Raw genomic sequence first — 16,062 nt, 5'->3', positions numbered from 1 at the left:
TAATTGATACCGCGATGAAACAGCGGTTAACGCAAAGCGGCGCCATTATACACCTGAGCGCACAATAAATCGTAAATATCATGATGGAAATCAGACAAATGGAACATAAAAAGATCGCCTTTATCGGTGCGGGAAACATGGTCAGAGCCATTGTTTCTGGCCTCGTGGCTAACGGCTACCCTGCACAAAACATTGTTGCAACCGCCCCATCAGAGGCGCGTCGTCTGCCGCTTGAGCAAGATTTTGGTATCCGCACCACCAGCGACAACATGCTGGCAGCGTCCGAGGCCGATGTGGTGGTTCTGTCTGTGAAACCACAAATGATGGCGGATGTTTGTAAACCTCTGCAATCTATCGACTTTAGCAACAAGCTCGTGATTTCTATTGCGGCAGGCATCAATTGTTCACGTTTGGATGAGATGCTAGCGACAAAATTGAATTTGGTTCGCGTAATGCCAAACACTCCATCTCAGTTGGGTTTGGGCATGAGTGGCTTATTCGCTCCAGAACATGTCAAAGAACAAGACAGAGCCTTTGCCGCAGAACTGATGCAAGCGGTTGGTAAAGTTTGCTGGGTGGAACAAGAATCTGGCATCAACAATGTGATTGCAGCAGCAGGCAGCGCTCCGGCATACTTCTTCCTGTTTATGGAAGCGATGCAAGCTGAAGCGATAGCTCAAGGTTTTGATAAAGAAACGGCTCGTTTGTTGGTTCAACAAGCAGCGCTGGGTGCGGCAAGTATGGTGGTGAGCAATCCAGACACCGAACTGTCGACACTGCGTGAAAACGTGACTTCGAAAGGCGGCACAACCGCCGAAGCACTTCGTACATTCAACGAACATCAGTTAACGGACATCGTTGCAAAAGCCATGCAAGCTGCGGTTGCTCGCGCAGAAGAAATGGAAAAACTGTTTTAATTATCTGGATGATTCTCAAAAAACATCATCCACTACTTGTTAAGGGTACCTTATGAATTCAATGAGTTTTCTCATCTCAACCCTATTTGACCTGTATATCATGGTCGTGATTTTGCGAATTTGGTTGCAAGCTGCACGTGCAGATTTCTACAACCCGTTCTCGCAATTTATTGTAAAAGCGACTCAGCCAGTCATTGGCCCACTGCGTCGTGTTATTCCATCTATCGGCAATATTGACCTTGCAACGGTTCTATTCGCTTACGTGCTGTGTGTATTGAAATTTGTCGCGCTGATTCTGATTGCGTCTAACGGCTCTGTCTCTTTCAGCGTTGATTTCCTATTCTTGGGTTTGTTATCGCTACTAAAAGCTGCTGGTGGCCTTCTGTTCTGGGTATTGTTGATTCGCGCAATCCTAAGCTGGGTGAGCCAAGGCCGTAGCCCAATTGAATACGTGTTCCATCAATTAACCGAGCCAATGTGCGCACCAATTCGTCGCGTGCTTCCTGCTTTTGGCGGCTTGGATTTGAGCGTGCTGGTTCTGTTCATCGGTTTGCAATTCGCAAACTTCTTGATGGGCGATATCATTGGTCCTATTTGGTTCCAACTGTAATGTCCGCAGCAGTTTGGCAAGACGGCGAGGACATCGTCCTTAAGCTTTATATTCAACCAAAAGCAAGCCGCGATAAGATCGTTGGCTTGCATGGTGAAGAGCTCAAAATTGCCATCACCGCACCGCCTGTCGATGGCAAAGCCAATGCTCACCTCACTAAGTTCTTAGCCAAGCAGTTCAAAATCGCTAAGGGTTTGGTTCACATAGAAAAAGGTGAACTAGGACGGCACAAACAAATTCGGATAGAATCGCCCGTACAGATACCCGCTGAAGTAAAAGCCATCTTATGATGGCTTTTTATTTATAATTTTGTACCACACTTACTAGTACCAACTATCGGACATGCTTTTTTAACCTGCCACTCGGGTAAAATTGCAACTATGGTTGGCTCATAACGAGTGCTTTGAGGAAGTAACAATGAGCAAATGGATTACCGCATTACTGATCAGTCTGTTGTCATTACCGACCTTTGCTGAACAGTTCAAAAACATGAAAGACATCGAAGTACACTATGTGGCTTTTAACTCGACATTCCTGACACCTAAAGTCGCTCGCAGCTACGACATCAAACGTAATGGTTACGTTGCTGTAGTAAACATCAGCGTGTTAGACAGCGCCTCTTTAGGTAAGCCAGCGGTCGAGGCGAAGGTAGGCGGACACGCGAAAAACTTAATAGGCCAAACTCAAAAATTGACCTTTCGTGAAATTAAAGAAGGCGAAGCCATTTACTACTTAGCTGAGCTGCCAATTACTCACGAAGAAACTTTTACCTTCGATATTGACGTTAAAGCTGGAAACAAAGGCTCAGGTAAGCTTAAATTCACCCAGAAATTTTTTGTCGAAGAGTAATTGGGTTGTGATGATCTAAATGCTTTTTGATCTAAGTAGGCCAAAAGCCTCTATCAGTTCCAGAATATCTAGAGGAGAACGATTTGTTCTCCTCTATCACTATTAAAAGAGATTCCCATGAAAAAAATTGTGCTAGCAACAGGCAACCAAGGCAAAGTTCGCGAGATGGCAGATCTACTGTCTGACTTCGGTTTTGAAGTATTAGCGCAAAGTGAATTCAACGTATCAGAAGTTGCTGAAACGGGCACCACGTTCATTGAGAACGCAATCATTAAAGCTCGCCATGCCGCGCAAGAAACTGGCTTACCAGCGATTGCAGATGATTCTGGTCTGGAAGTCGATTTCCTAAAAGGTGCACCAGGCATCTACTCAGCTCGTTACGCCGGCGAAAAAGCCTCTGACCAAGAAAACTTAGAGAAATTGCTAGCCGCAATGGAAGGCGTGCCAGAAGCAGAGCGTACCGCGCGTTTCCACTGCGTATTGGTATTGATGCGTCACGAGAACGATCCAACGCCTATCGTTTGTCATGGCAAATGGGAAGGTCGCATTCTGACTGAAGCACATGGCGAAAATGGCTTTGGTTACGACCCTATCTTCTTCGTACCAGAAGATAACTGTGCGTCAGCAGAGCTAGAGCCGGCACGTAAAAAGCAGTTGTCTCACCGCGGTAAAGCACTGAAATCACTGTTTGCTCAGTTATCAGTGCAAACCGCACAGTAAGATCGAGTGAACTTGTCCATGTTAACGCCCCCAGCACTCAGCTTGTATGTACACATCCCGTGGTGTGTACAAAAGTGCCCTTATTGCGACTTTAACTCCCATGCGCTTAAAGCGGAGATCCCAGAAGAAGAGTACATCAGTGCCCTTCTAGAAGATCTGGATACCGATATTGATAAGTACCGCTTAAATGACGCACCGCGTCCGCTGCATTCCATCTTCATTGGCGGTGGTACGCCAAGTTTGATTTCTGCAGAAGGCATTGAGCGTTTGCTAAAAGGCATCGAAGCGCGAATTCCATTCAAGCCAGATATTGAAATCACTATGGAAGCAAACCCTGGCACCATCGAAGCAGAGCGTTTCGTGGGTTATCGTAAAGCGGGCGTCACGCGAATTTCCATCGGAGTTCAAAGTTTTGAGCAGGAGAAGTTGGAGCGTCTAGGACGAATTCATGGTCAAGACGAAGCCGTTAATGCAGCGAAACTTGCCCATCAAATTGGTTTGAACAGCTTTAACCTCGACTTAATGCACGGCTTACCCGATCAAAGCATCGAACAAGCGTTAGCCGATTTGGACAAAGCGATTGAGCTCGCACCGCCGCACCTGTCTTGGTATCAGCTCACCATCGAACCAAACACCATGTTCTACTACAAGCCACCGACACTACCAGATGACGATGACTTGTGGGACATCTTCGAACAAGGGCATGAAAAGCTAGCAGCAGCAGGTTACGTTCAGTACGAAATCTCTGGCTACAGCAAACCGGGCTATCAGTGTCAGCACAACCTGAATTACTGGCGCTTTGGTGATTACCTCGGCATCGGCTGTGGCTCACACGGCAAATTGAGTTTCGCTGATGGCCGCATCATTCGTACCACGAAAGTGAAGCATCCTCGTGGCTACTTGGCAGCTTATCAAAATATGGTAAAACCGTATTTGCATACCGAGCAGCTCGTTGCCGATGAAGACCGCCCATTTGAGTTCTTCATGAACCGCTTCCGCTTGATGGAAGCGTGTCCGAAGCAAGATTATGTGGATACCACGGGCTTACCGCTCAGTACCATTCAAGACACCATTGATTGGGCGTTAGAGATGGGCTATTTGAGTGAAACGGAGACGCACTGGCAGATCACCGAGAAAGGAAAGCTGTTCCTCAACGACTTACTTGAAGCCTTTATGGCAGAAGAAGACGAAGAGTAAACCACGCGAACTACAAAAAAGCCTCTCAGACGAGAGGCTTTTTGTATAGAAACAGTTAACACTAAAAAATCGAACGGCCAATTCGCTCAGAGAGCAGTTCCAGTGCTTTCGTACCCGCCAATGAGTTCCCTGACGCATCAAGTTCTGGAGACCAAACCGCAATGGTCATTTCACCCGGCACTACGGCAATAATACCGCCGCCAACGCCAGATTTACCCGGCATACCCACACGGTAAGCAAACTCACCGGCACCATCGTATAAACCACAAGTTGCGAGCAATGCATTCAACTGTTTCGTTTGTGTTGGTGACACCACTGGCTTGCCCGTTTGAACGGACGTGCCTTTATTAGCAAGGTAGCTAAAGGTTTTTGCTAAATCCACACAGCTCATCTTTAAAGCACAGGCATGGAAGTAGTTTTGTAGCACAGGAATAACCTCGTTTTCGAAGTTCCCGAATGAACGCATTAGGTAAGCAATCGCCGCGTTGCGATCACCGTGCATCATTTCCGACGCGGCCACGACTTTGTCATAGACAATGTGAGTATCGCCCGACAACTGACGAACAAACTCAAGTAAGCGCTGACGAGGTGCGGACAAACGACTTTGCAGCAAGTCAGCCACAACAATTGCACCCGCGTTAATAAACGGGTTGCGTGGAATACCCTGTTCCATCTCCAACTGAATCAGCGAGTTAAACGCCTGACCTGATGGCTCTTTACCAACTCTTGCCCAAATTTCTTCTTGTTTGTACAAGCACATGGCCAACGTTAGGCTCAGTGCTTTCGAAATAGACTGAATAGAAAAAGACTCTTCGGCATCGCCAGCCTTAATCACTTCACCTTCATTGGTGTATACCGCAATAGCTAATTTATTATTCGGTACTTTTGCCAGAGCCGGAATGTAGTCCGCCACTTTTCCTTGGCCGATCAAAGGGCGTACTTCCGCCAGAATATCTGTCAAAATTTCCGCTGTCGGTTTCATTGTCTACCTTCTTGTCACAAGAGTATTCGCTCAGAGGTAAAAAAAGCCAACAGAGCGTTGGCTTTTCATCGGATTAGTTATCGAAGATTCGATTATGGTTTCACTGCCACAATAATATTGCGGTTGATAGATTGATCAACACGGTGAAGATAACCGATGTAAGGCTCTTCTGAAAGTACCTTCCACCCTTGCTCTTCAAATAATGCCGCGACATCTTTCCATTTCAACGTGAATTCATTGAAAGACAGCACCACAGAACCTTGTTTTTTCAGTACCACTTTCCATGCAGGCAGAGCCTCTTTCAAAAGCTCTAGTGGGCTACGGTTCAGCTTGCTGTCTTTGGCATTTTTGCTACCGTGTTGCACACCATAAGGTAGGTCAGACACCATGACGTCAACCGAGTTTTTCTTCACAACTTGGTCAGCGATGCGGGTATCTGCTGAATACAACTTCATGGTTTGAAGATTACCCTGGAGGTAGTCTTCTTTACTTGCAGCCGCTTCAACAACGAAGCCATCTGCCACTTTCTTGCCACCAGAAGTGCGCTTTTCTTTGCTCACTTTGTGCTTGAAGCGGCCATTCTTCATAAACTTAACGATGAAGGTTTGGATCTCTTGAACCCATTTCTGGTTGATCTCCACACCCACGACATTCAAGCCATGGATCAAACCTTCAAACAGTGTCGTACCCTTACCACACATTGGATCCATCAGCGTTAGCTGCGTGCTGTCAGTATTTGCAGCACTCACGCCAAGGTTAACCATCAAGCGAGTAAACTGCTCATTGGTTTTACCTGTATAACGCAGGATCTGGCTCATGCTCTCAGGGAAAGTATTGAATGCAGGCGCCTGAATTGGACGAAGCAAACCATCTTCACGCACTTCAAACAGCGCATAATAGATAGAAGATGCGGCAATCTTACGAGACTGCGCTTCACTTAACGCTTGCTCACAAGAAAACACCAGCGCCGCAGGTAAACCCACGTCTTTGCTGCCAATTTCAGTCACTTCAACACCGTCAGAGGCCAAAATCGCTTTAAGCTCTGAGCATGCAATGGTCATTGCGCTATCAAAGTAAATTCGGTTGTGACCCGGATTCGCTAATATCGCGTAGTGGTACATCAACTGACTCCTTAAGCAGTGCGTTTGTATTTAATATCCCACACACCGTGACCTAGACGGTGACCGCGAGCTTCAAACTTCGTCAGTGGACGATCTTCAGGACGAGGTACAAAGTCACCGTCTTGCGCAATATTTTCGAAACCTGGCGCTTGGTTCATGATTTCAATCATGTGCTCCGCGTAGTTTTCCCAGTCTGTTGCCATGTGGAAAATGCCTTCGTTCGGGATAAGCTTTTGACGAACCATTTCAGCAAACTCAAGCTGCACGATACGACGCTTGTGGTGACGCTTTTTGTGCCAAGGGTCTGGGAAGAATAATTGTAGCGTAGCAAGGCTGTCATTTGGGATCATGTGCTCAAACACTTCAACCGCATCGTGACACATTACGCGAAGATTAGTGATACCCGCTTCGCGTGCATCTGAAAGACAAGCACCAACACCTGGGCTATGTACTTCAATACCGAAGAAGTTTTTCTCAGGCGCATTCTTTGCCATTTCAACTAATGAAGCACCCATACCAAAACCGATTTCTAGTACAACTGGATTATCGTTACCAAACACTTCTTTCCAATCAAGAAGTTCTGCTTTGTAGTCGATACCCATTGTTGGCCAGCACTCGTTCATCGCGTTCTCTTGGCCTTTCGTTAGACGACCTTCGCGACGTACAAAACTGCGGATTTTACGGATCAGCTTGCCGTCTTCGTTGTATTCGTTAGTGGTTACTTCACTCATTGATTTTGCCTGCACATTGATTAATCAAAGCGGGGATTATCCAAAGAATTTACTCGGGTGCAAGTATTTGTTGAGCTTGTGGCCTATCGCTACCCAAAAGCCATCACACCCCCTGCAATATCCCCACTGTTTACCAGTTGTACTTCTTACCCATTCTGTGGTGCAATTTTGCCCCTAACCAATAATAGAATACAGAGCAAGTCGTGACCCCTTTCGCCAGTGCCATCTTAGAATGGTATGACGCATACGGAAGAAAAGATCTTCCGTGGCAACAAAACAAAACCGCATACAGTGTCTGGTTGTCTGAAATCATGCTTCAGCAAACACAGGTCACTACCGTTATTCCTTATTACCAACGCTTCTTGAAACGCTTTCCGACTGTCGTCGACCTTGCAAACGCAGAGCAAGATGAAGTGCTACACCTTTGGACTGGCCTAGGTTATTACGCGCGTGCTCGCAACCTTCATAAAGCAGCTAAAGAGGTCGCCCATAAATACAGTGGCGAGTTTCCACTTAATCTAGAACAAATGAATGCGCTTCCTGGAATTGGTCGCTCAACCGCAGCAGCCGTATTGTCATCGGTACACAAGCAACCGCATGCCATTCTTGATGGCAACGTAAAACGAACGCTATCACGCTGCTTTGCTGTAGAAGGTTGGCCAGGCCAGAAGAAAGTTGAAAATCAGTTATGGGAAATTGCCGAAGCGCATACTCCGCAAACTGATGTAGATAAGTATAACCAAGCCATGATGGACATGGGGGCGATGGTTTGTACCCGCAGCAAACCTAAGTGCACCCTATGCCCTGTTGCTGATTTATGTGTGGCGAAAAAACAAGGGAACGTGCTCGACTACCCGGGTAAAAAGCCGAAGAAAGAAAAACCGGTCAAACAAACCCGCTTCGTGATGCTTCATCACCACAATAAGAACGGACACGAAGTATGGTTAGAACAAAGACCACAAACTGGTATTTGGGGAGGTTTATTTTGCTTCCCACAAACCGAACATGTGGACGTCGAAAGCGATATCGATTTACTACTTAAGCAACGTGGTATAAAAGCCAGCGACATCAATAAGCAGGAAACGTTAATCACGTTTCGCCACACATTTAGTCATTACCACCTAGATATCACACCGATTTTGATTGACCTGTCAAAGCAACCCGATGTGGTAATGGAAGGCAGCAAAGGTCTTTGGTATAACTTATCTCAACCTGAAGAAGTGGGCTTAGCCGCACCAGTGAAACTTTTATTGGAAGCGCTACCTCACGAACTTCGTTAATTGAATACAAGGAGTCATTATGAGCCGCACTGTGTTTTGTGCTCGACTAAAGAAAGAAGGCGAAGGTCTGGACTTTCAACTTTACCCAGGTGAACTAGGTAAACGCATTTTCGATAACATATCGAAAGAAGCTTGGGCTCAGTGGCAACACAAACAAACCATGTTGATCAACGAGAAAAAGCTCAACATGATGGATCCCGAGCATCGTAAACTGCTCGAAACCGAAATGGTGAACTTCCTATTCGAAGGCAAAGACGTTCACATTGAAGGTTACACACCACCAAGCGAATAAAGCCAATTTGTTCAAAAGCAATGACATCACAACCTAAACTGTGATGTCATTTTTCCTCCAGCGTCTTGTCCTCATCACCTAAAAACTTATGAAGAAAATTGCTTTTATTGCCACCGCTCTCTTATTGGCAGGCTGTAGCCGCGAATTCGTCGAAAAAATTTATGACGTGAACTACGAGCCAACCAACCGCTTTGCAAACAACCTAGCAGAGCTACCAGGTCAGTTTGAGAAAGATACCGCCGCACTTGATGCGTTGATCAATAGCTTCTCAGGCAATATCAAAAAGCGTTGGGGACAACGTGAAGTGAAGTTCGCAGGTAAAAGTAACTACGTTAAGTACATCGACAATTATTTAAGTCGGGCAGAAGTGGATTTCCAGAAAGGTCTTATCACTATCGAGACCGTTTCTCCGACCGAACCACAAAAACACTTGAAGAACGCGATCATCACCACATTGCTAACGCCAGATGATCCAGCAAACGTCGACTTGTTCTCATCGAAAGAGATCAAACTCGAAGGCCAACCCTTTTTGTACAAACAGGTGCTCGATCAAGATAAAAAGCCCATTCAATGGTCATGGCGCGCGAATCGCTTCGCTGACTATCTGATTGCCAATAACATCAAAACCAAAGATGTAGACTTTAAAAAAGCGTATTACGTTGAGATTCCAATGGTAGAGGATCACTTCTCTCAGCGTAGTTACCAATACGCGGATATCGTGCGTCGCGCGTCAAAAAAATACGACATTCCTGAAGATCTGATTTACGCCATCATCAAAACCGAGAGCAGTTTTAACCCTTACGCAGTAAGTTGGGCCAATGCTTATGGATTGATGCAAGTAGTGCCTAAAACCGCTGGTCGTGATGTATTTAAGCTCGTAAAGAACAAATCAGGACAACCTAGCCCAGAGTATTTGTTCAACCCAGAAAACAATATTGACACAGGAACCGCCTACTTCTACATCCTCAAAAACCGTTATTTACGCGAAGTTCAGCATCCAACTTCGTTAGAGTACAGTATGATTTCCGCTTACAACGGTGGAACTGGTGGTGTTTTAAACACATTTAATCGCAGTGACCGAAAACGCGCGATGCGAGATCTCAATTCTTTGCAACCCAACCAAGTTTATTGGGCGCTAACTAAGAAACATCCGAACGCTGAAGCGCGTCGTTACCTAGAAAAAGTTACAAATTTCAAAAAGGAATTTAACTCTGAGCACACTTTGTAATGACAGTTGAATAAAAAGCGTTCGAACAACCACTTTTTTGAAATTATTTAAAAAAAGTGGTTGACGCAAAGCGGGAAAATCCGTTTAATAGCGCTCCGTTGCCCGGATAGCTCAGTCGGTAGAGCAGAGGATTGAAAATCCTCGTGTCGGTGGTTCGATTCCGCCTCCGGGCACCACAATTTGATTTGTTGGTGTCTTAGCAAAAGTTATTACACGAACAAAAGCACAAAGAATACAGTGTGCCGACTTAGCTCAGTAGGTAGAGCAACTGACTTGTAATCAGTAGGTCACCAGTTCGATTCCGGTAGTCGGCACCATTCTTTTGCCTCGATAGCTCAGTCGGTAGAGCAGAGGATTGAAAATCCTCGTGTCGGTGGTTCGATTCCGCCTCGAGGCACCATTATTTGGTGCGCTTGCTTCATTTGATGATTAGCAAGACACAAACAACTTTTTGTTGTTAAAAGAACAATTCCTCCTTAGCTCAGTTGGTAGAGCGACGGACTGTTAATCCGCAGGTCGCTGGTTCGAGCCCAGCAGGAGGAGCCACTTTTCAGAGTTTCACTTAAGTGAGATTCTAAAAGATGAAGAGTTGAACTCTTCTAAAAAGAATAAAGTGTGCCGACTTAGCTCAGTAGGTAGAGCAACTGACTTGTAATCAGTAGGTCACCAGTTCGATTCCGGTAGTCGGCACCATTCTTTTGCCTCGATAGCTCAGTCGGTAGAGCAGAGGATTGAAAATCCTCGTGTCGGTGGTTCGATTCCGCCTCGAGGCACCATATTTGGTGCGCTTGCTGAATGGCAAGACACAAACAGAATAGTTCCTCCTTAGCTCAGTTGGTAGAGCGACGGACTGTTAATCCGCAGGTCGCTGGTTCGAGCCCAGCAGGAGGAGCCAATTTAAAAAGCCGCATCACTTGATGCGGCTTTTTTGCATCTGCCCTATTCTCCATTTTAATATTCCTTTGCTTCGCACTTCATATCCAAACATCACCGAATATTAAATCCCCTCTTCAAAAATACTTATTTCACGCTAAAAATTTAATCCTCATCATAGTTTCAATACGTGCTTGTAGGCGTAATACCACTTCTTCAATAAGATGCGTCGGCTATTAGATTATTGACATAAGCCATGCTTTGCATAGCAATGACACATTTTGTGAGCCAAATATGAAATTAAAAACTCAAGCCTACTTATTATCCGCGATCATACTGTTAGCTTTGCTAGCCTTGACCGCTACAGGTTTATGGACCTTACGCGTCGCAAGTAACCTCGATAACAAAGCTCGAGTAACTGAGCTATTCAAGAGTGCATACAGCATTCTGACTGAAGTAGAAAAAATGGCAGTTGAAGGCAAGATGCCTGAAGAGGAAGCAAAAGCACTCGCAACACGCCTACTGCGTAACAACATCTACAAAGACAACGAGTACGTTTATGTGGCGGACGAAAATATGATGTTTATTGCCGCACCACTAGATCCTCAACTACACGGAACCAGTTTCCATGACTTTAAAGATGGCAGCGGTAATAGCGTAGGCCAACTCATCCTAGATGTTTTGGGTCGCAAAACAGGTCAGATTGTTGAATATACCTGGAGCCAAAAACAGGCCGACGGCAGCATTGAAGAAAAACACTCAATAGCAGAAAAAACACCACATTGGGGTTGGGTTGTCGGCACAGGTATTGGCTTTAATGAAGTGAATGCACGTTTTTGGTCGACAGCACAGTGGCAGCTTATGCTGTGTCTGGTTATCGCAGGTTCAATTCTTGGAGGCTTGATCATCTCGATTCGCAAAATGCTCAATCTCTTAGGAGGTGAACCTAACGATGTACGAGAGGCGGTTCAAGCGGTTGCACAAGGTAACATCCAAACTAGCTTTGATACCGTCGCTCCAAAAGGCAGTATCTACCATGCGGTTCAGAATATGAGCCAATCATTGGCAACCATGGTGACTAACCTTGAACAATCGATGCACGCTCTACGCGATGAGCTATCAGCAGTAGAGTCGCGCTCAAATTCCATCGCCGAGCTTACCGTTTCTCAGCAGCAATCGACCGCAATGATTGCAACAGCGATGACAGAGATGGCTTCTTCCGCTAACCATGTGGCAAGCTCTGCTAGCGATACAGCACATAATACCGATGAAGCAGATAAACAAAGTCAACACACTCAATCACTGATCCACAGTACGGTAGATAACATCCAAGGTCTTGCGACTCAGCTGAATACTGCAAGTAAAGCGGTTGCCGATCTCGATCAAGATGTAAACAACATCGTGAAAGTTCTGGATGTAATCGGGGATATTGCGGAACAAACCAACCTATTAGCCTTGAACGCTGCAATTGAAGCAGCCCGAGCTGGCGAACAAGGACGAGGCTTTGCTGTAGTAGCAGATGAGGTGCGTAATCTTGCAGGTCGAACTCAAGATAGCACAAAAGAGATCCAACACATGATCTCGAATCTTCAAGAAGGCTCTCGCAATGCCATTCATACAATGGAAATCTGTGCGGAAACAAGTGAAAGCACAGTAACTGAATCGATGAATGCATCAGAAGCACTCCAACAGATCGTTACCGCGCTTGAATCTATCACAGCAATGAGTCAGCAAATTGCGACGGCAGCAGCTGAGCAAACGCAAGTCAGTGATGACATTGCACACCGCATAAATCTGATTGAAGAGAGCGGAAGTAAGCTAAATTCAGTGGTAACAGAGAGCCAATCGAGCACCCAAAGTTTGGCCTCTTTGGCAAATGAACTGGAAGGATGGGTGAATAAGTTCTCCGTAAAGCACTAGTTTAAAGTCAATTGTTCACTAAAAAGCACGTTTTCAAACGTGCTTTTTTTGTTTTCGTCGCATTTATTTAGCAAACAAGCTCGTAATTTCTTTCTTAGAAAAGCTTAAAACATGGTGTATCCCTATTTAAAACGCATAAAAACAGCCCACTCCGAGCACATTTTCATCAAACGATATTTTATTTTAATTTTATTGTTGACCTGAAAGCCGAAAAGCCTTTTAATACACCTCGTCGCCCGGATAGCTCAGTCGGTAGAGCAGAGGATTGAAAATCCTCGTGTCGGTGGTTCGATTCCGCCTCCGGGCACCACAATTTAAAATTGTTGGTGTCTAACACGAACAATATAAAGAATAACGGTACGCCGACTTAGCTCAGTAGGTAGAGCAACTGACTTGTAATCAGTAGGTCACCAGTTCGATTCCGGTAGTCGGCACCATTTATTCTTACAAAAGACAATTCCTCCTTAGCTCAGTTGGTAGAGCGACGGACTGTTAATCCGCAGGTCGCTGGTTCGAGCCCAGCAGGAGGAGCCACTTTCAATTGGCAAGCTAATTACTTGTTAATGAAAATGTGCCGACTTAGCTCAGTAGGTAGAGCAACTGACTTGTAATCAGTAGGTCACCAGTTCGATTCCGGTAGTCGGCACCACTTATTAAAATTTGTTCCTCCTTAGCTCAGTCGGTAGAGCGACGGACTGTTAATCCGCAGGTCACTGGTTCAAGTCCAGTAGGGGGAGCCATATTAGAAGAAGCCGCATCACTTGATGCGGCTTTTTTGCATCTGGAAGAAATACACCCTTCTCTCCTCTTTGCTCTATAAACAAAAAAGCTAGGTTTAGAAACCCAGCTTTCTCTTTTGCACTCTCATCCAAAGATCAGCTTAAGCCACCAAGACAAATGTATTTCGTCTCTAGGTATTCATCGAGCCCTTGTTTCGCGCCTTCACGCCCAACACCTGACTCTTTAATACCACCAAATGGTGCAACTTCTGTCGAGATGATACCTTCGTTCACACCAACCATTCCGTATTCCAAGCCTTCAGTGAACTTGATAATTCGTTTAAGGCTATCGGTATAGAAATAACAAGCTAAGCCGTACTCGGTATCATTGGCCATTGCTAACACTTGTTCATCATCTTCAAATGTTAATACGGGTAATACTGGCCCAAACAACTCTTGCTGCACGATAGCCATACCTTGAACGACATTATCCAAAATTACAGGCTCCATAAAGCGCCCTGCGAGCTTTTGAGGACGGTTAGCAATCGTAGCCCCCTCTTGTAACGCCTGATCAATAACAGCCTCCAGACGATGCTTAGAAGCCATGGTGATCACTGGCCCAACTGTCACACCAGACTCCAAGCCATTCCCAACATTTAGCTCCATCATTTTCGCGAGCACTTTTTCCATAAAGCGCTCTTTGACATTTTGATGTACATATAAACGGTTTGTACACACGCACGTTTGCCCTGCATTACGGAACTTGGACGCGATAAGCCCATTAGCAGCTGATTCCAAATCAGCATCCTCAAAAACAATAAACGGAGCGTTACCTCCAAGTTCCATCGATACCGCTTTAACAGTTTCACTAGCCTGCTTCATCAAAATTTTGCCGACGCGAGTCGAACCCGTAAATGAAATCTTCTTGATCCTAGGATCCATCGATAACACCTGACCAAACTCAGCGGCCTGTTCAGAAATAACAACAGGTAAAAGCGGCTTAGGGATACCAGCCTGATACGCAAGTTCAACAACCGCTAGTGCGGTCAGAGGGGTCAACTCGGATGGTTTGATGATCATCCCACACCCAGCAGCTAACGCAGGTGCCGCTTTTCGTGTGATCATAGCAATAGGGAAATTCCACGGTGTAATCGCAGCACACACGCCTACAGGCTGTTTAATTGTAGATAAACGTCTATCTATAGCAGGAGCTGGGATAACTTCGCCATAAGCTCGTTTAGCCTCTTCTGCAAACCACTCTACAAAAGATGCCCCGTAGCTCACTTCCCCGCGGCTTTCAGACAATGGCTTACCCTGTTCCAATGTAATAATGGTCGCTATATCTTCAGCGTGTTCCATCAACAATTGATGCCAGTTTTTCAAACAGCTAGAGCGCTCTTTCGCACTCAACTTAGCCCATCGAACTTGTTCAGCCGAACACGCTTCAATGAGGCAATCCAACTCTTCAATTGAACTCGGTTTCAAGCGAATTAACTCTTGCTCAGTTGCAGGGTTGATGACCACAACTCCGTCGTCGGAAGCCCATTGTTTAAATACTTCTTTTAAGGTTTCATTTTTTATTTGTTGCATCACCAGACTAACTCCTACGAGAACTCCTTTTAGGGTAATCCTTCTAGTAGAAATCAGCAAAGCAAACAAAGTTTTCTGACAGTGTTGACATTAACAAGCGAAAAAGCCGTGAGTATAAGGACTAGGAATGGATCACATAGCAAGCCAGTTCGAAAATTCAAAGATTGCATAAATGCGAGACTCATTTGATAACTTCGAGTCTCAACATGATGATATGGCAACGAAATACTAACTAAACTGAAGCTAGACTCAAGACACGAATGAAAACCAAAGCTTTTAGGCTAGGACTAAATGAATCAACAAAGCCATAAAGCTTATTCTTCTTAAGCAAACCAAAATGAGTCAAATTAGTTTGTATATGCCTAGAATACAGATAGGCAAAGACAGGTGCTTGTAGATGAGAGAGCATCGCTATTGCGAATGAGGATTCCGTATAAATGGCCGGACTACAAGGGTTGGAATAAGTACCGAGCACTGAAACGGAATTAGTTTCTCTGAAGGGGAAAATGACTTGGCCTTAAACGACGAAAGCCTTGCTATTTCTAGCAAGGCTTTCTAAATAAGTGGCGGAGCGGACGGGACTCGAACCCGCGACCCCCGGCGTGACAGGCCGGTATTCTAACCAACTGAACTACCGCTCCGCACTGGTTAGACTCTGGAGTCTAAATAAGAACCTGGCGATGTTCTACTCTCACATGGGGAAGCCCCACACTACCATCGGCGCTATTTCGTTTCACTTCTGAGTTCGGAATGGAAATCAGGTGGGTCCAAAGTGCTATGGTCGCCAAGTAAAATTCTTTACATTTTGTTTTAGGCTTTAATTTAAAACATAAAACAAATAATAAATGGTGCTGATACCCAGAATCGAACTGGGGACCTCATCCTTACCAAGGATGCGCTCTACCGACTGAGCCATATCAGCACATTATTTGTGTCCGTGAGGACTAAAAAAGCCCGCTTTTACAAACGGGCTCTCTTAACTTTTGTCTTCGCCTTTTAAAAAGGAAAAAACTAAATTAAAGCCTGGCGATGT

Annotated in this window: 14 protein-coding genes, 14 tRNA genes and 1 rRNA gene; 22 read left to right on the top strand and 7 right to left on the bottom strand. The window is 45.3% G+C overall.

The genetic code is table 11. The features are described 5' to 3' along the window. Positions 1 to 98: 98 nt before the first annotated feature. From proC to hemW, 6 genes are all read left to right on the top strand, one after another. Positions 99 to 917 carry a pyrroline-5-carboxylate reductase gene (gene proC, locus BIW15_RS21655; protein ID WP_005482485.1) on the top strand — a complete coding sequence of 273 codons (819 nt, stop codon included), beginning with the start codon at positions 99 to 101 and terminating at the stop codon, positions 915 to 917. A 52-nt stretch (positions 918 to 969) separates the two neighbouring features. After that, positions 970 to 1,527 (top strand): YggT family protein, encoded by a 558-nt coding sequence (locus BIW15_RS21650; protein ID WP_005482440.1) that lies wholly within the window; start codon positions 970 to 972, stop codon positions 1,525 to 1,527. Continuing rightward, on the top strand, positions 1,527 to 1,817 hold the full coding sequence (yggU, locus tag BIW15_RS21645; RefSeq protein ID WP_005482461.1) for a DUF167 family protein YggU: 291 nt from the start codon (positions 1,527 to 1,529) through the stop codon (positions 1,815 to 1,817). Before BIW15_RS21650 ends, yggU begins: the two co-directional genes overlap by 1 nt. Positions 1,818 to 1,944: 127 nt before the next feature. Next, the gene (locus BIW15_RS21640) at positions 1,945 to 2,376 is read left to right on the top strand and encodes a DUF4426 domain-containing protein (RefSeq protein WP_005461703.1); all 432 of its coding nucleotides are present in this window, start codon (positions 1,945 to 1,947) and stop codon (positions 2,374 to 2,376) included. A 117-nt stretch (positions 2,377 to 2,493) separates the two neighbouring features. Beyond that, entirely contained in the window at positions 2,494 to 3,096 is a 603-nt protein-coding gene (locus BIW15_RS21635) for an XTP/dITP diphosphatase (protein ID WP_015297295.1), read from the top strand. Between the two features lie 18 nt (positions 3,097 to 3,114). Next, on the top strand, positions 3,115 to 4,293 hold the full coding sequence (gene hemW, locus BIW15_RS21630; protein WP_005482442.1) for a radical SAM family heme chaperone HemW: 1,179 nt from the start codon (positions 3,115 to 3,117) through the stop codon (positions 4,291 to 4,293). Positions 4,294 to 4,354: 61 nt separating this feature from the next. Here the strand turns inward: hemW and glsB are convergent, their stop codons facing one another. The 3 genes from glsB to trmB form a co-directional block, all read right to left on the bottom strand. Further along, positions 4,355 to 5,275, bottom strand: a complete 921-nt coding sequence (gene glsB, locus BIW15_RS21625) for a glutaminase B (protein ID WP_077281595.1) — start codon at positions 5,273 to 5,275, stop codon at positions 4,355 to 4,357. A gap of 92 nt (positions 5,276 to 5,367) precedes the next feature. Then, on the bottom strand, positions 5,368 to 6,396 hold the full coding sequence (locus tag BIW15_RS21620) for a TRM11 family methyltransferase (protein ID WP_069536403.1): 1,029 nt from the start codon (positions 6,394 to 6,396) through the stop codon (positions 5,368 to 5,370). 11 nt (positions 6,397 to 6,407) lie between these two features. Continuing rightward, on the bottom strand, positions 6,408 to 7,127 hold the full coding sequence (gene trmB / locus BIW15_RS21615) for a tRNA (guanosine(46)-N7)-methyltransferase TrmB (protein ID WP_025510552.1): 720 nt from the start codon (positions 7,125 to 7,127) through the stop codon (positions 6,408 to 6,410). Between the two features lie 203 nt (positions 7,128 to 7,330). Between trmB and mutY the strand changes: the two genes are divergently transcribed. The 16 genes from mutY to BIW15_RS21535 all read left to right on the top strand — a co-directional run bounded on the left by mutY (position 7,331) and on the right by BIW15_RS21535 (position 13,460). After that, entirely contained in the window at positions 7,331 to 8,407 is a 1,077-nt protein-coding gene (mutY, locus tag BIW15_RS21610; RefSeq protein ID WP_077281594.1) for an A/G-specific adenine glycosylase, read from the top strand. Positions 8,408 to 8,426: 19 nt separating this feature from the next. Further along, the gene (locus tag BIW15_RS21605) at positions 8,427 to 8,699 is read left to right on the top strand and encodes an oxidative damage protection protein (RefSeq protein ID WP_005482430.1); all 273 of its coding nucleotides are present in this window, start codon (positions 8,427 to 8,429) and stop codon (positions 8,697 to 8,699) included. Between the two features lie 88 nt (positions 8,700 to 8,787). After that, positions 8,788 to 9,927, top strand: coding sequence for a membrane-bound lytic murein transglycosylase MltC (gene mltC / locus BIW15_RS21600; RefSeq protein ID WP_005490305.1), 1,140 nt, complete (start codon positions 8,788 to 8,790; stop codon positions 9,925 to 9,927). 100 nt (positions 9,928 to 10,027) lie between these two features. Further along, positions 10,028 to 10,103 (top strand) — tRNA-Phe (locus BIW15_RS21595). Between the two features lie 65 nt (positions 10,104 to 10,168). Beyond that, positions 10,169 to 10,244, top strand: a tRNA-Thr gene (locus tag BIW15_RS21590). A gap of 7 nt (positions 10,245 to 10,251) precedes the next feature. Next, positions 10,252 to 10,327: transfer RNA gene (locus tag BIW15_RS21585), tRNA-Phe, on the top strand. Positions 10,328 to 10,397: 70 nt separating this feature from the next. Then, positions 10,398 to 10,473, top strand: a tRNA-Asn gene (locus BIW15_RS21580). A 71-nt stretch (positions 10,474 to 10,544) separates the two neighbouring features. After that, positions 10,545 to 10,620 (top strand) — tRNA-Thr (locus BIW15_RS21575). 7 nt (positions 10,621 to 10,627) lie between these two features. Next, positions 10,628 to 10,703, top strand: a tRNA-Phe gene (locus BIW15_RS21570). 43 nt (positions 10,704 to 10,746) lie between these two features. Further along, a tRNA-Asn gene (locus tag BIW15_RS21565) sits at positions 10,747 to 10,822 on the top strand. A 272-nt stretch (positions 10,823 to 11,094) separates the two neighbouring features. After that, positions 11,095 to 12,720, top strand: a complete 1,626-nt coding sequence (locus BIW15_RS21560) for a methyl-accepting chemotaxis protein (protein WP_077281593.1) — start codon at positions 11,095 to 11,097, stop codon at positions 12,718 to 12,720. Between the two features lie 234 nt (positions 12,721 to 12,954). Continuing rightward, positions 12,955 to 13,030, top strand: a tRNA-Phe gene (locus tag BIW15_RS21555). A 51-nt stretch (positions 13,031 to 13,081) separates the two neighbouring features. Beyond that, a tRNA-Thr gene (locus BIW15_RS21550) sits at positions 13,082 to 13,157 on the top strand. A 21-nt stretch (positions 13,158 to 13,178) separates the two neighbouring features. Then, positions 13,179 to 13,254, top strand: a tRNA-Asn gene (locus tag BIW15_RS21545). 39 nt (positions 13,255 to 13,293) lie between these two features. Then, positions 13,294 to 13,369: transfer RNA gene (locus BIW15_RS21540), tRNA-Thr, on the top strand. Between the two features lie 15 nt (positions 13,370 to 13,384). Next, positions 13,385 to 13,460 (top strand) — tRNA-Asn (locus BIW15_RS21535). Positions 13,461 to 13,595: 135 nt separating this feature from the next. Here BIW15_RS21535 and BIW15_RS21530 read toward each other — a convergent pair. The 4 genes from BIW15_RS21530 to BIW15_RS21515 all read right to left on the bottom strand — a co-directional run bounded on the left by BIW15_RS21530 (position 13,596) and on the right by BIW15_RS21515 (position 15,951). Then, positions 13,596 to 15,032: an NAD-dependent succinate-semialdehyde dehydrogenase gene (locus BIW15_RS21530; protein ID WP_179115324.1), complete on the bottom strand. Its 1,437-nt coding sequence runs from the start codon at positions 15,030 to 15,032 to the stop codon at positions 13,596 to 13,598. 561 nt (positions 15,033 to 15,593) lie between these two features. Next, positions 15,594 to 15,670 (bottom strand) — tRNA-Asp (locus tag BIW15_RS21525). A 31-nt stretch (positions 15,671 to 15,701) separates the two neighbouring features. After that, positions 15,702 to 15,818, bottom strand: a 5S ribosomal RNA gene (gene rrf / locus BIW15_RS21520). Between the two features lie 57 nt (positions 15,819 to 15,875). Further along, positions 15,876 to 15,951: transfer RNA gene (locus BIW15_RS21515), tRNA-Thr, on the bottom strand. Positions 15,952 to 16,062: the final 111 nt, after the last annotated feature.

Source organism: Vibrio sp. SALL6 (assembly GCF_002002385.1).
In the GTDB taxonomy this organism is placed as follows: domain Bacteria; phylum Pseudomonadota; class Gammaproteobacteria; order Enterobacterales; family Vibrionaceae; genus Vibrio; species Vibrio parahaemolyticus.
This window is presented reverse-complemented; position numbering and strand designations above follow the sequence as displayed.

Bases quoted from the DNA above. Each gene is read 5' to 3' on its own strand.
- proC (WP_005482485.1), top strand. From the start codon at position 99: ATGGAACATAAAAAGATCGCCTTTATCGGTGCGGGAAACATGGTCAGA.
- BIW15_RS21640 (WP_005461703.1), top strand. From the start codon at position 1,945: ATGAGCAAATGGATTACCGCATTACTGATCAGTCTGTTGTCATTACCG.
- BIW15_RS21620 (WP_069536403.1), bottom strand. From the start codon at position 6,396: ATGTACCACTACGCGATATTAGCGAATCCGGGTCACAACCGAATTTAC.
- yggU (WP_005482461.1), top strand. From the start codon at position 1,527: ATGTCCGCAGCAGTTTGGCAAGACGGCGAGGACATCGTCCTTAAGCTT.
- mltC (WP_005490305.1), top strand. From the start codon at position 8,788: ATGAAGAAAATTGCTTTTATTGCCACCGCTCTCTTATTGGCAGGCTGT.
- glsB (WP_077281595.1), bottom strand. From the start codon at position 5,275: ATGAAACCGACAGCGGAAATTTTGACAGATATTCTGGCGGAAGTACGC.
- BIW15_RS21650 (WP_005482440.1), top strand. From the start codon at position 970: ATGAATTCAATGAGTTTTCTCATCTCAACCCTATTTGACCTGTATATC.
- BIW15_RS21635 (WP_015297295.1), top strand. From the start codon at position 2,494: ATGAAAAAAATTGTGCTAGCAACAGGCAACCAAGGCAAAGTTCGCGAG.
- trmB (WP_025510552.1), bottom strand. From the start codon at position 7,127: ATGAGTGAAGTAACCACTAACGAATACAACGAAGACGGCAAGCTGATC.
- BIW15_RS21560 (WP_077281593.1), top strand. From the start codon at position 11,095: ATGAAATTAAAAACTCAAGCCTACTTATTATCCGCGATCATACTGTTA.
- hemW (WP_005482442.1), top strand. From the start codon at position 3,115: ATGTTAACGCCCCCAGCACTCAGCTTGTATGTACACATCCCGTGGTGT.
- BIW15_RS21605 (WP_005482430.1), top strand. From the start codon at position 8,427: ATGAGCCGCACTGTGTTTTGTGCTCGACTAAAGAAAGAAGGCGAAGGT.